Raw genomic sequence first — 14,133 nt, forward strand, 5'->3', positions numbered from 1 at the left:
CCGTTCATAGATAGTTAGCCTTTATGACTATACAACAGGTTAACAAGCTTTCTAGCCTGCGCTCGTCTAGACCACTTCAGAGTTTCCGGAATAATATTATCTCCTTTATTACTTTTACTTATTGTATCTTTATTTTCAAGAACTTTTAATACTTCTTCGCTTTGATCAGCAAATGACACATAAGGTATATCTTTCAATATATCATAAACTACATCCTCATCATTCTCCACTACCAGAATCGGTACCCTCAACGCTATATAATCAAAAGTCTTTGCAGGAATTGCAATCGTGTCTTTGCTCAGCAGCAGTAGTAATAAGCTGGAGTTAGCCGCAGCTTGTAGAACTTCAAGCCTCGCAGTTTGTGGGTGTACCTTTATTACTCCAGGAAATGAACTTTTAAATAAATCTAACCTTGGAAGCTCAGATTTATTTAACCCGAAGAAATTGATCTCGAGTTGTACATCAGAATGCTTTTCCAGGTAAACCCTTACGCCATTAAGAAAAATCTCTAGCTTTTGATAATTGTAAAGCGTCCCCAAATAAGTAATCACCATTTTATCTTTAGGTGTAGAACGTTTTATTGTTTTAAAGTCTTCTTCAATAAACCCATTATAGACAACAGCTATTTCTCTTTCAGGAAATAGCCTTAATAAGTCTGTTCTATAAGAGGGCGAGGCCGTTGTAATTAATGCCGCAGACTGAACAATTGGGCGTTCAAATACAGAGTAAAAGCGACTTAATAACCGTTTACTGAGGCCGGCTTTTTTGTATGTAACATTAGTAGACCACCCATCTCTATAATCTGCCATCCACGGAATACCAGTTCTTTTACTAAGTGCTTGTGCGACCTTAAATAATTCAAATGGGCCTCCCGAGGCAATAATGTAATCAATTCTACAATGTGCACATACTTCCAAGCCCTTTTTGTAGACAGTGTAATAAGGTGACTTTGAGAAAAACAGATAATCATTTAACCCATCTGTAATCACTTTAAACTTTGATAGTTGATTACTTTTCCTCTTGTTAACATGAACAGAGTAAATATTTTTCCCCACTGATTTCTCATTTAATGTTAATATAACAGGTTCTATACCAAATTCCGGGAAATACCTATACCAACTTTCAGATCGAAAGGAAGATACCTTATTTGAGGGAGGGAAATGTTCTGTTATAATCAGAATATTCATTACAGATTTTAGTATGGTGCTTACACCAATAAAAGGTGATTCAAATACTACATATGTTCAGGTTAGTGCGTTACCAATAACCGTATCACGATTATCTAAAATGGTTTGCCAAAACAGATAACAAGGCCGGACAATTCCAGTCTGACAACTCAGCCTTTATCCTTGATCAGGGTATTGAGCAGTAAATTAGTTGTCGCCACAAAGGCAATTATTAATTTATTTCTTCTGTTCAGTCCATACTTTTCAAGAAGAAGGTTTCTTTTAATCTTTATCTTTTTCTTTACTCTTTCTGGCAAAGGTAAAAAGTGTAAGTACCTTTTGTAAAATTCTTTATTTACATCCAAATCAAACTTTGAATATAACTTAGTCTGCGCGCCTTTTGTTTGAATTGAGTTTGAACTGATTCTATACTTTGCGCCTATAATATTTAAGTATGTAAGTTTTATACCACTCCCGGTAATTTTAAGCCACATTGGCCTGTCTTCCCACATAGGTAATGATTCATCAAAATGCCCAACTTGGTCATACACCTCCTTTTTTATCATGACTGTTGCAGCCCATATTTGGCAGCGTCTCAACAATAACTGAAATTGTTCTTGGGCTTCAATATTAGGTTTATTAATAGTATATGTACTCGTTGGTTTAGCAGGTAATCTCTGGCTTTCTTTGAATACATCCTTATAAATAGCAATGTCAGAATGTATAACTCTCGTATCTGAGTTTTGCATAATGTGATTGATGTATGCTTCTATGGTGTTAGGCAATAAGGCATCATCGCCAGCAATGGTCTTTATCCACTCACCTTTCGCTACTGCAATTCCCCGGTTAAAGTTAGGAGCTATACCACTATTCTTTGGAGACGTGACTAATTCTGTTCTTACAAACCTTGAACTGTTTTCCTTTAACCACTCTTTACATATTTTAACCGTGTCATCTGTAGAGCAATCATCCGAGATTATTAGTTCTATGTTCTCATATGTTTGTTCCTTTATGCTCTCCAGTGTTTCTATCACATATGCTGCTGAATTGTATGTCACTACAACAACAGAAACAAGTGTTTCACTTTCTATTATTTCCAAATTCGACATTTAAGTAGTAAGCTTTGTAAGAACCTTCTTTATGATCTGGATTAGGCCTAATCTCTTATTTAACTGGACCCATGAAAACAATACTGATACTAATATGAAGACAGTACCTATAGGGTATGCATATTTCTTTTCCAACAACTGCACAACTGTGAAGCACGCCAAGGCAAGTACAAATTGATAAACAAAAACTTTTATTAGGTCAATGCTGAGGGAGAGCGCATATAGATATTTGCACAGTATATACACTTGCAAAAAGTAGATTAAATATGAAAACAAAAATGAGACTCCGAGCCCTGTCAAACCAAATAAATTGTAGCCTACTATGTTCAGCCCAAGAATAAATGCATTTGCAACTATTTCATTCCAAAAAAACACTCTGCTTGCTCCCTTAGCTAATATCAGAAAGCCTATTGCCCAGCCTACTGCTTTAAAAAAGATTCCTAAAGCCGCCCAATGGATCATTCCAGTTATGGGACTGAACTTTTTAGAGTACAATAATATAATGGCCCATTCTATATAAACAAGAAATACCATTAAAATAGGTGCTAAAATAAGAAGTGCAATCTCCGCCTGCTGATTTATCTCCAGGTTGCTTTTATGTTTGTCATGTGCGACCGCAGCTAAGCGAGGATAATAATCTGTACCCATAGCGGTAAAAACCATACCTACGTAAGTACCTATTATAGCAAAACCTGCATTATACAATCCGACTTCCGCTAGCCCGCCCTTGTTGCTAATATAAATCCTAACAAAGTTTGATACACCGAGAGTAATTAGACCACTAAGACTGATAAGGAAACCCATCTTTAACATTTGCTTCCCCTTGCCTAGAACCTTTCCTGTACTAACTTCTACTGAGGGGATATCAACTTTTCTGGAGAAATACCAAGTAACTAATAATGCAGATAATGATGTTAGAATGATAGCGGGAACAATACCATCTTCACCAAGGAAATAATAGAAGGGTACAGAGACAACAAGTCCTGCTACAGCTCCAATTACACTTGATTTAGCCATATAATCCAGCTTTCGAGTACCCCGAAGAATCACTCCTTGGCCTGCAGAGACTTGAGTAAGAAGTAAAGTTACTGCTACAAAAAAGAAAGCATAAGTATACTCCCTATTGTCAAAAACAATCTTACTTAGCCATGGGGCTAGCGCTAAGGTAAGTACAAAGCCGAGTAAGCCTGTAAACCACACCAACCGACGAAACACAGCCACTGTAACTGCTAGCTCTCTTGAATTACCAGTAGAAAAGGCAGCAGAAACATTCTTTACTGCAGATGTACTAAGCCCAAAGTTGGTTATGGCTCCTATAAAACCAGTAGTAGTTGTTAATAATGATACAATACCCATACCAGAAGGCCCCAGCAGCACTGCTACAAGTTTTGTTCTTATTATAGTAATAATAATATTAAATACCTGAACCCCTCCATATATTGATGTAGCTTTAAATATCTTACGGTATGCTCCCTCCCTACCTCTTGCTATAACCTTACTCATTTTTCACATCAGTATATAAACTCTATTTGACTTTTTCTTACAAAATCTTAGCAAGTACTCTTCCTATTGTCACGTTGGCAGGAAATTCTCCACTACTACTGCACCACCAGCAGCAATAGTGATTTTGTTCATATATTTAGAACTTTTCAGAATTACTACATTGTTACCAATCCAAACGTTCTTATTTAGTGTTACTTTAGCTATTTGGCCAATTTTTCTCAATCTACAGGATGTCCTTTTGGGCTTCAAGATCCATGGTGGTCACCCCCTGCCCTATTAGGTATCTTCTCCTAATCCAACATATTCTGAAGCACTTATCTGTACAAACTCTATTTCTCAACACTGCTTATAGATAACATAAAATGTCATTGTAGTTATACACCTCCTTTAGGGCACCTATCTTCCAGTTACGAAGCTAAATTGATTTTTTTACTATAATATATAGATATTTTCATCTTCCTCAGAAAGAAATTACGCTTGGCAAATACTATTTGATAATCAGTTAATTTGATTTGTTAATCTTTCTAGGATACGATAAATTATATGGAGTATTTCGTTTTATGTATAAAACACTTAGTGAAAAAACTGCTTGATTATAGTCCTTATCAGCTTTACATCCTCCTGTTTCATTCCTGGCCAGATAGGTAGGCTTAAAGAAGTTTCTGCTAAATCTTCCGCAATTGGAAAATCACCTTTTTTATATCCTAATTTAGCATAAGCTTTTTGCAAATGTGGTGGAATAGGGTAATGAATAAGTGTTCCAATACCTTTATCGTTCAGAAACTTTTGCAAGTTAGCTCTCTCTTTGGTTCGAATTACATATAAATGACATACATGCGTCGCATCTGGATGAACGTATGGCAGTACTAGACCATCAATACCCTCAAGCTCTTCATTATACCATTCAGCTATTTGCTGACGCTGAGCAGTCCACTCCTTTAGGTACTCTAATTTAACGTTCAAAAAAGCGGCCTGCAACTCGTCCAATCGCATGTTATGGCCTATAATTTCGTTGCTGTACTTAATCTTTGACCCGTAGTTCCTGAGTATTCTAACTTGTTCAGCAACAGCAATATTATTTGTTGTAACAGCGCCTCCGTCTCCCAAGGCACCCAAGTTTTTGCCCGGGTAAAAGCTTGTACCATTTGCATGTCCCCAACTACCAGTAACTTTTCCCGCAAAAGTTGCTCCGTGAGCCTGAGCATTATCCTCCACAACAAAAAGTCCATGCTTCTGTGCAATGTTCATAATGGTGACCATATCGCAAGCCTGCCCATACAAATGAACAGGCATAATGGCCTTTGTTTTGCTGGTTATAGCCGCCTCAATGTTAGCCGGTTCTATATTGTAAGTGCTAGAATTAGGTTCAACAAACACCGGTGTTGCCCCCACATAAGATACAGCCAAAGCTGTCGCTATATAGGTATTAGAAGGAACAATCACTTCATCATCGGGACCAACACCTAGAGCTTTTAACGCTAAGTGCAAGGCATCAAGTCCGTTACTCACACCAACAGTACACTTTACTTCATTAAACCGAGAATATGCTTCCTCAAATTTAATCAGCTGCTGCCCCATCACATACCAATAGCTATCGTAAACCTCTTTAAATGCTTTTTGCATTTCAGTTTTGATAGCCGAATGCATCGGTTCAAAATTTAAAAATGGGATATTCATAATTGTTCAATATTATTATTAACTACATGCCATTTAGAACTATCACTGCCTATATAGTAGCTCCCATCATGCCTCATTTTAGTACCATCTTCATTAAGCCATCCTATAACTTTTGCAGGTACTCCAACAACCAAAGCTCTAGGAGGAACATTTTTTGTTACAACACTACCAGCTCCAACCATAGCATACTCCCCTACAATTATTCCTCCCATTATTGTTGCATTTGCCCCTATTGAAGCTCCTTTACAAACTTTAGCGCCAATATGTTTCTCAGGGTAATGTTTTGACCGGGGGAATGGGTTATTAACAAAAGTAACACAGGGTCCAATAAAAGCGTCAGACTCTATTATCACTCCATCCCAAAGGTAAACTCCACTTTTTATAGTCACATTGTCTCCTATAACGACTCTATTTTCAACAAATGTGTGGCAATTAATATTACAGTTTGCACCTATAACGGCCCCTTCTAGAACAACTGCAAACTGCCAAATTTTTGTCCCTTCCCCTATTTGGGTTGATTGGACATCAGAAAGTGGGTGTATCATGCCATTACATATCTATAATCTCTAACTTAGAGAAATTTAATTATCCTCCTGCCTATACTCAACATACTCATTATACTCTCTTATATAGTCCTGCTCATCATATGCATGAGAAGCTAAGACCAGGCAAATAGCGCCAGCCGAAAAATTTACTTCTGACGCCCATATACCTGGAGGGATATGCAAACCGTAATTTGGTCTGTTAAGTAAAATTTGCCTTTTTGAGTTTCCATCATCTAAAAGCACTTCATAAGCACCACTCGCAGCGATCAGGAACTGATGACAAGCTTTGTGAGCATGCGCCCCTCTTGACTCTCCACCAGGAATATCATATAAATAAAAGACCCTATTTACTTCGAAAGGCACTTCTACTTCATTATTGATAGCAGTAATATGGCCGTTTCTATCCCCTACTTGTGGTAAATAAATTAAATTACAGTCAAACACCGTGAGCTTATTCATGTGTATGTCTATTTTTCAGTTCTTCAAAATCCCTTATGTAGTCGTCACCGTCATACATTCGACTTGACATGTGTAGACTTAGAGCATTGGTTGAGAAGTTTTCCATATGCCTCCATGTCCTAGCAGGAACATATAACCCATAATAGCTTCTGTTTAAGAAGAACTTTTCACTGTACCCATCGGGGTTTGTAATTATGACATCGAAACTGCCACTTAAAGCCACAATCACCTCCTCCTGTTCTTTATAGGCGTGGCCCCCTCTTTGCTCGCCTCCTGGCACGTCATATGTCCAGAATACTCTTTTAATACTAAAGGGGATTTGCTGTGGGTTTTGCAGGAAAGTAAGATTGCCGCGTGGGTCTAATATTTTAGGGAGTTCTATTATATATGCTTTCATACTAAGGAGAATAGTCTATTAAAAATGAAAAAGAAATAACATGTACTTCCCTCACCATATTTTAATGCTGGCTTTAAAAAGCTAACAATTTAAGCTATTTCTTCAGCTCAAGCAGGTACTCGCCGTAGCCACTCTTTCTCAGGGGCTGGGCAATCTCCCGAAGCTGCTCGTCTGAGATAAAGCCCATGCGCCAGGCAACCTCCTCAATGCATCCGATTTTCAGGCCCTGCCGCTCCTCCACCACCTGCACGAAGGTGGCCGCCTGCATTAGAGATTTAATCGTGCCCGTGTCCAGCCAGGCGGTGCCACGATTGAGCACGCCCACTTGCAGCTTGCCTCTCTTGAGGTACTCGCGATTGACGTCTGTGATCTCGTACTCGCCCCGCGCGCTCGGCTCCAGGCCTTTAGCAATCTCCACCACCTCATTATCATAGAAGTATAGCCCGGGCACAGCGTAGCTGCTCTTGGGCTGCTTGGGCTTCTCCTCAATTGAGACGGCACGCATCTGCTCGTTGAATTCCACCACCCCGTAGCGCTCCGGGTCGTGCACGTGATAAGCATAGATTATTCCACCATCAGGATTAATATTCTGTCTTAGAAGTGGTCCCATGCCCGAGCCGTAGAAGATGTTATCTCCTAATACCAAGGCCACCTTGTCCCCACCGATAAACTCCTCGCCAATCACGAAGGCCTGCGCCAGCCCATTGGGCTCCTCCTGCACGGCGTAGCTGAAGCGGCAGCCGACTCTGGAGCCATCGCCCAAGAGTCGCTCGAACATGGGCAGGTCGTGAGACGTGGAGATGACGAGGATTTCCTTAATGCCAGCCAACATCAGCGTGGAGAGCGGGTAGTAGATCATCGGCTTATCGTAGACCGGCATGAGCTGCTTGCTCACCGCCAAAGTCAGAGGGTGAAGCCGTGTGCCGGAGCCCCCGGCAAGTATGATTCCTTTCATCTGAAATTCAAATCTTATCTGTTTGTGTACTGCTGCTCATAGTAGCTCTGGTAGTTTCCGGAGGTGACGCTCTCGAGCCACCCGGGGTTCTCCAGGTACCAGTCCACCGTCTTGCTCAGCCCCTCCTCGAAGGTCACCGACGGCCTCCAGCCCAGCTCACGCATCAGCTTCGAAGAGTCGATGGCGTAGCGCAGGTCATGGCCGGCGCGGTCCTTGACAAAGGTGATGAGCTTTCTCGAGTGGCCCTTCTCGCGCCCCAGCTTCTGGTCCATCACATCGCAGAGCAAGTGGATTAGGTCCAGGTTGCGCCACTCGTTCACCCCGCCGATGTTGTAGGTCTCGCCCACCCTGCCCTCATGGAAGATCACATCGATGGCCCTCGCGTGGTCGAGCACGTAGAGCCAGTCCCTGACGTTCTCTCCTTTACCGTACACCGGCACCGGCTTTTCGCTTTTGATGTTGTGGATCGCCAGCGGGATGAGCTTCTCGGGGAAGTGGTTCGGGCCGTAGTTGTTCGAGCAGTTGGACACCTTCACCGGCAGGCCGTAGGTATGGTGCCAGGCCCTGACGAAGTGGTCGGAAGAGGCCTTGGAGGCTGAGTACGGGGAGCGCGGGTCGTAGGCCGTGGACTCGGTGAAGAGCCCCTGCTCGCCCAGCGAGCCGTACACCTCGTCGGTGGAGATGTGGTAGAACAGGTGCTTGCCCAAGTCATCTTTCCAGTGCCTCCTGGCCGCGTTCAGCAGGTTCACCGTGCCGATCACGTTCGTCTCGACGAAAGCCAAGGGGTCAGAGATGGAGCGGTCCACGTGCGACTCGGCCGCCAGGTGGATCACCGCGTCGAACTTATACCCGGAGAAGATCTCCTCCAGGTAGCCTGCGTCCACGATGTCTCCCCTGAGGAAGGTGTAGTTCTCCCTGTCCTCGATGTCGGAGAGGTTCTCCAAGTTGCCCGCGTAGGTGAGCTTGTCGAGGTTGTAGACCTGGTAGTGCGGGTACTTGGTAACGAACAGCCGCACCACGTGAGAACCAATGAAACCAGCCCCCCCTGTAATCAATACCTTCATGCTTATGTCTTTGTAAAGATTATAGTAGCTTTGCTTTTACAGTAATTATAATCTTGCGTCAGTTATTTCCTTTGGCAGAACTCCCTTCACATCATAAACCACTGCATTAGACTTAGTAAGTTTATTCATATCCAGCTGTTCAAACTCCTTATGCGACACAGCCAGGATCACGGCGTCATATGCAGCAGAACTATCCAGATCTGCTACTGATTCCCAACCGTACTCGTGTTTCACCTCCGCAGGTTCAGCCCATGGATCATAAATGGTGATATTCATCTGGTAATCCTTCAGCGTGTGGAGGATATCCACCACCTTCGTGTTACGCACATCAGGACAATTCTCCTTAAACGTAATTCCCAGCACCAACACATTAGCATTCTTCACCGGAATATCTTTCTTCACCATCAGTTTAACCACTTCGTGGGCCACGTATTCTCCCATACCGTCATTCAAACGGCGACCGGCAAGTATAATCTCCGGATGGTATCCCACCTCCTGTGCCTTTTGAGCCAGGTAGTACGGATCAACACCAATACAATGTCCTCCAACCAAGCCTGGCTTGAACTTCAGGAAATTCCACTTAGTGCCAGCAGCCTGCAGCACTTCATCTGTATCAATCCCTAAACGGTTGAATATCTTAGCCAGCTCATTCACAAAGGCAATATTAATATCGCGCTGGGCATTCTCTATAACTTTAGCTGCTTCAGCTACCTTTATAGAAGGAGCTTTGTGTGTCCCGGCCGTGATCACGGCATTATAAAGTGTATCTACTTTGTCGGCAGCCTCAGTTGTTGAGCCTGAGGTAATCTTCAGAATTTTAGCTACGGTGTGTTCTTTATCGCCGGGGTTGATACGTTCTGGTGAGTAGCCCGCGAAAAAATCCTCGTTAAACTTCAGGCCTGACACCCGCTCCAGAACTGGCACACACTCCTCTTCTGTCACACCTGGATAAACGGTAGATTCATAAACAACAATATCGCCTTTCTTCAGCACCTTTCCCACTGTCTCACTTGCCTTAAAAAGGGGCGTAAGGTCCGGACGGTTGTGCTTATCCACCGGCGTAGGAACAGTAATAATAAAGTAATTGCACTGCTCAATCTGCTGCAGTTCATCTGTGCAAAACAAGCCTTTATCAGCGGAACAATCCTGCGTCAGCACCTCAGTCAGCTGCTCATCAGACACCTCCAAGGTATGATCATGCCCCTGCTTGAGCCCCTCAATCCGTTGCTTATTGATATCAAAACCAAAGGTTTTGAATTGTTTGGCGAACTCTACAGCAAGAGGTAGTCCGACATAACCTAATCCTATAACTGCTATTTTAGCACTCTCTAACTCAGTTCTTACAGACATTACTTTTCTTATATTGAAAATCTGATTATTTGCTAATATTCTGACAATTCCGTTATCTATCCTCCCCTTCTTTTTACATAGAAGAGTGCTAATAGCTTAACCACTCAAAACTACACAAGAATCTTATTGATAGAATTCCAGAGGTACTAACATCCCATTATGTGAGTTTGATGTTTTCTGGCATGACAGAGAACTGTCCAAGAGAGGAAATACCATAAGCTTGTTTTAGAAATTTTGTAACGTGCTTGCAAATTAGTGCAATTCTAAATTCTGTAAAAGAAAATCTTGTGATAAATCAGCAGCATAATGATAAGCTAATATCAACAACGTTACACCTACTTACCCTTCCTTTGCGAAATAGCCTGTACAGAATATGGAACAGAAGAGGACAAAAAACAAGGTATTTCTTGTTGCAGAACCCTAATTCCTTACCGCAATCATCAGCCCCAGTTCTTTATAGCGCATGCCAAACTTCTTGGCAATATGCGCATTGGTCAGGCTACCTTTGTAGATGTAGACGCCGCTGCGGTAATGCTCGTTCATAAAAAGCACCTCGTTAATGCCACCATACTTGGAAAACTCTGTGAAAATAGGTGTAAAAATGTTGCTTAGTGCCTGTGAAGCCGTGCGCGGCACGCGGGAAGGGATGTTAGGCACGCAGTAGTGGATAATATCATACTTGCGGTAGATTGGGCGCGAGTGGGAGGTGATCTCGGAGGTTTCAAAGCAGCCGCCCTGGTCGATGCAGACGTCAATGATAATAGAGCCAGGGTTCATCTGCGCCACCACACTTTCTTCAACCACGCACGTTATCTGCCCTTCATCAGCTACAAAAGCACCTATTACTACATCGGCCTGCTTGATCTCATTATACATAATGGCTTTATCAAGCGTAGAGGTGAAGATCTGCGCTCCTACGTTATGCTTCAGGCGGCGGAGCTTGTAGATGTGATTGTCGAACACTCTTACTTCTGCGCCTAAACCTAAGGCGGCACGAGCTGCAAATTCAGCTACAGAACCAGCTCCAAGAATTACTACTTTAGTTGGTGCTACGCCGGTGATACCTCCTAATATAATACCTTTGCCTTCATTGCTGCTGCTCAGGTACTCGGCAGCTACCATCATCACGGTGCTACCGGCAATCTCGCTCATAGCGCGCACTACTGGCTTGGCATCAGACTTATCGCGGATCAACTCAAAGGAAATTGCATTGATCTTCTTGCGTAACAGGGCGTTAATATAATCGGAGGTTAAATTGCCAAACTGTAGGGCTGAGATCAGTGTCTGGCCCGGGCGCAGGTATTCTATTTCGTCGTAAGTAGGAGGAGCAATTTTCAAGATAATATCCGCCTCGTATACTTCTTCAGTAGAATATACAATTCTAGCACCCGCTTCGGAGTATTCATTGTCTGAGTATTTGGATGGGCTACCGGCGCCTGCCTCTATCTGAATACGATGTCCCTGGTCGATGAGCTGCTTTACCGAGTCCGGTGTAAGGCCAATGCGATTCTCCTGGAACGATGACTCTTTTGGAATGCCTATAAAAAGACTTCGGCGCCTGTCCTCTACCGCCAGCATCGACTCTTTCGGGTACAAGGCTTGGCTTGTAGCAATCTTACCTAACTCTACGGCGAACTTCTCCGTCATATTTTGTTTGTTAATAGCTTCAGTCAAGGGTTTCTGATAGAAACCGAAGGAGCTGCACTTATCTGTTATACTTGCGCCCCGTTACCTTCCCGGAACACACTATACTTTTATAGCTTTAGAAGAAAGCCGCTAAGAAATACCCCGTGCCTCTTCTTTATCCCTCTACCCTGCTAATTACCATACTTCTTTCACTGCCTTCTGCATTTGGCTGAAGTTGTACCAGCAGATAATGGTCAGGCAACAGGTTCGGAATCATAGAGGGCCACTCAATCAGGCACAACCTTCCGGACTCGAAATACTCCGGGGCACCAATATCCAGCGCCTCACGCTCATCGTTAATCCTATAAAAATCGAAATGGTAAATAAGTTTCCCGTGCTCGCCTTCATACTCGTTTACAAGGGCAAAGGTAGGGCTGCTAACATTTTCCTGCACACCCAGTTGTTTGCACAACTCTTTTATCAATGTTGTTTTGCCAGCGCCCATCGGCCCTTCAAACAAAATAATAGGCTCCGAAGCAGCCTCCTCTAAAAGCACAGAAGCCGCCGCTGGTAAGTCTTCCAACGACGACATCTTTATTTGAGCTCTTTCAACTCCGGTGTTATACATTCTTCGGTGTAAGCGTTACGTATGGTATGATCACTTCCTCCAGCGACACCCCTCCGTGCTGGAAGGTATCTTTGTAGTAGTTCACATAGTAGTTATAGTTATTCGGATAGGCAAAAAAGTAATCTTCTATCGCGAATACAAACGTAGTGGAAACATTGGCTTTTGGCAAGAAAAATCGTTCAGGTTTGCGAACTGTGAATACATCTTTATCAGTGTAGCCCAGGTTCTTACCATGCTTGTAGCGCAGGTTTGTGTTGGTATTGCGGTCACCAATGATTTTGAATGGTCTTTTTACTCGAATGGTACCGTGGTCGGTGGTAATAATGAGCCTGCCTTTTTTCTCAGCGATAGCTTTCAAAGTATCAAACAAAGGCGAGTGCAGGAACCAGGACCTGGTAATAGAGCGGTAAGCAGACTCATCCGGCGCAAGCTCGCGCACCATATTACTATCGGTACGAGCATGCGAGAGCATATCCACAAAGTTGTATACAATTACATTCAGCTTATTATTGTCAAGGTTGCTGAACTTGCTCAAGAGGTCACGGCCAGCCTGCACGTTCGTAATTTTGTGGTAACTATACTTGTCAGTCACACGGTTCTGCTGAAACTGTATATCCAGGAAGTCTGCTTCGTGCAGGTTCTTTCCTTCCTCTTCATCATCGCTCACCCACATGTTCGGGTAACGCTTCTGAATCTCAGTTGGCAACATACCCGAGAAGATAGCATTTCGGGCATAGGCCGTGGTAGTAGGAAGTATGGAGTAGAACATCTCCTCTGAGTCTATAGTGAAGTAGTCAGAGATAAGCGGCTCCAGCACTTTCCACTGGTCGTAGCGCAGGTTGTCAATCAACACAAAGTATACGGGGCGGTCGCTTTCCTTCATCAGCGGGAACACACGCTCCTTAAACAGCTGGTGCGACATCAGCGGGGCATCCTCATCACCATTCATCCAGTCTTCATAATTATCCATAATAAAACGGGCGAAGTTAGAGTTGGCCTCGTCTTTTTGCATGTTGATCACATCGGCCATACTTTTATTCTCCGTTTCGTCTATCTCCAGCTCCCAGTATACCAGCTTTTTATAGATGTCGGCCCACTCCTGCTGGCTCAGGCGCTCACCAAAGGCCATTCCCAACTGGCGAAAGTCGCGTTGATAGCTCATGTTCGTCTTCTCACTCACCAGGCGCTTGTTATCCAGCACTTTCTTTACTGACAGCAGGATCTGGTTCGGATTAAGCGGCTTGATCAGGTAGTCCGTGATCTTAGAACCAATGGCCTCCTCCATGATATGCTCCTCCTCGCTCTTGGTGATCATGATGACAGGCACGGTAGGGCGTATGGCTTTCAGCTCATTAAGAGTCTCCAGTCCGCTGATGCCGGGCATGTTCTCATCCAGGAACACCACATCGAAACTGCGGTCACGAAACTCTTCTATAGCATCTGCCCCACTGTTTACAGGCGTAATGTCGTAGCCCCTATCCTCCAGAAAAAGGATGTGCGGCTTAAGGAGGTCTATCTCATCATCAGCCCATAAAATATTGTATCTTTGCATAGTTTTATTCTTTGTAGTGAATTAGTTAATAGGTAGACAAATATACACGTTAGTTGTTTATACTACCGGTTTTAGCATGCCAAGCGGGCAAACAAAGGCTTG

The 14,133-nt window shown here is 43.3% G+C and carries 13 protein-coding genes; all 13 read right to left on the reverse strand.

Annotated features, from left to right (window positions below; all coding sequences use genetic code 11):
• Window positions 1–14 precede the first annotated feature (14 nt).
• The 13 genes from PKOR_RS00840 to porX all read right to left on the reverse strand — a co-directional run bounded on the left by PKOR_RS00840 (window position 15) and on the right by porX (window position 14,031).
• Window positions 15–1,187, reverse strand: coding sequence for a glycosyltransferase (locus PKOR_RS00840; protein WP_046308656.1), 1,173 nt, complete (start codon window positions 1,185–1,187; stop codon window positions 15–17).
• Between the two features lie 149 nt (window positions 1,188–1,336).
• Entirely contained in the window at window positions 1,337–2,275 is a 939-nt protein-coding gene (locus PKOR_RS23265) for a glycosyltransferase family 2 protein (RefSeq protein WP_052738652.1), read from the reverse strand.
• Window positions 2,276–3,778, reverse strand: coding sequence for an O-antigen translocase (locus tag PKOR_RS00850; protein WP_046308657.1), 1,503 nt, complete (start codon window positions 3,776–3,778; stop codon window positions 2,276–2,278).
• Window positions 3,779–4,351: 573 nt separating this feature from the next.
• Entirely contained in the window at window positions 4,352–5,455 is a 1,104-nt protein-coding gene (locus tag PKOR_RS00855) for a DegT/DnrJ/EryC1/StrS family aminotransferase (RefSeq protein ID WP_046308658.1), read from the reverse strand.
• Window positions 5,452–6,000 carry an acyltransferase gene (locus tag PKOR_RS00860; protein WP_046308659.1) on the reverse strand — a complete coding sequence of 183 codons (549 nt, stop codon included), beginning with the start codon at window positions 5,998–6,000 and terminating at the stop codon, window positions 5,452–5,454. Before PKOR_RS00860 ends, PKOR_RS00855 begins: the two co-directional genes overlap by 4 nt.
• A 36-nt stretch (window positions 6,001–6,036) precedes the next feature.
• Window positions 6,037–6,459 (reverse strand): sugar 3,4-ketoisomerase, encoded by a 423-nt coding sequence (locus tag PKOR_RS00865; RefSeq protein ID WP_046308660.1) that lies wholly within the window; start codon window positions 6,457–6,459, stop codon window positions 6,037–6,039.
• On the reverse strand, window positions 6,452–6,856 hold the full coding sequence (locus PKOR_RS00870) for a sugar 3,4-ketoisomerase (protein ID WP_046308661.1): 405 nt from the start codon (window positions 6,854–6,856) through the stop codon (window positions 6,452–6,454). The genes PKOR_RS00865 and PKOR_RS00870 overlap by 8 nt, the downstream gene beginning before the upstream one ends.
• A 94-nt stretch (window positions 6,857–6,950) precedes the next feature.
• Window positions 6,951–7,811 carry a glucose-1-phosphate thymidylyltransferase RfbA gene (rfbA, locus tag PKOR_RS00875; protein WP_046308662.1) on the reverse strand — a complete coding sequence of 287 codons (861 nt, stop codon included), beginning with the start codon at window positions 7,809–7,811 and terminating at the stop codon, window positions 6,951–6,953.
• Between the two features lie 14 nt (window positions 7,812–7,825).
• Window positions 7,826–8,875 carry a dTDP-glucose 4,6-dehydratase gene (gene rfbB / locus PKOR_RS00880; RefSeq protein WP_046308663.1) on the reverse strand — a complete coding sequence of 350 codons (1,050 nt, stop codon included), beginning with the start codon at window positions 8,873–8,875 and terminating at the stop codon, window positions 7,826–7,828.
• A 45-nt stretch (window positions 8,876–8,920) separates the two neighbouring features.
• Window positions 8,921–10,225: a Vi polysaccharide biosynthesis UDP-N-acetylglucosamine C-6 dehydrogenase TviB gene (gene tviB / locus PKOR_RS00885; RefSeq protein ID WP_046308664.1), complete on the reverse strand. Its 1,305-nt coding sequence runs from the start codon at window positions 10,223–10,225 to the stop codon at window positions 8,921–8,923.
• Window positions 10,226–10,645: 420 nt separating this feature from the next.
• Window positions 10,646–11,872 carry an alanine dehydrogenase gene (locus PKOR_RS00890; protein WP_046308665.1) on the reverse strand — a complete coding sequence of 409 codons (1,227 nt, stop codon included), beginning with the start codon at window positions 11,870–11,872 and terminating at the stop codon, window positions 10,646–10,648.
• Window positions 11,873–12,026: 154 nt separating this feature from the next.
• Window positions 12,027–12,479 (reverse strand): tRNA (adenosine(37)-N6)-threonylcarbamoyltransferase complex ATPase subunit type 1 TsaE, encoded by a 453-nt coding sequence (tsaE, locus tag PKOR_RS00895; protein WP_046308666.1) that lies wholly within the window; start codon window positions 12,477–12,479, stop codon window positions 12,027–12,029.
• Window positions 12,472–14,031: a T9SS response regulator signal transducer PorX gene (gene porX, locus PKOR_RS00900; RefSeq protein ID WP_046308667.1), complete on the reverse strand. Its 1,560-nt coding sequence runs from the start codon at window positions 14,029–14,031 to the stop codon at window positions 12,472–12,474. Before porX ends, tsaE begins: the two co-directional genes overlap by 8 nt.
• Window positions 14,032–14,133: the final 102 nt, after the last annotated feature.

It is taken from the genome of Pontibacter korlensis (genome assembly GCF_000973725.1).
Taxonomy (GTDB): domain Bacteria; phylum Bacteroidota; class Bacteroidia; order Cytophagales; family Hymenobacteraceae; genus Pontibacter; species Pontibacter korlensis.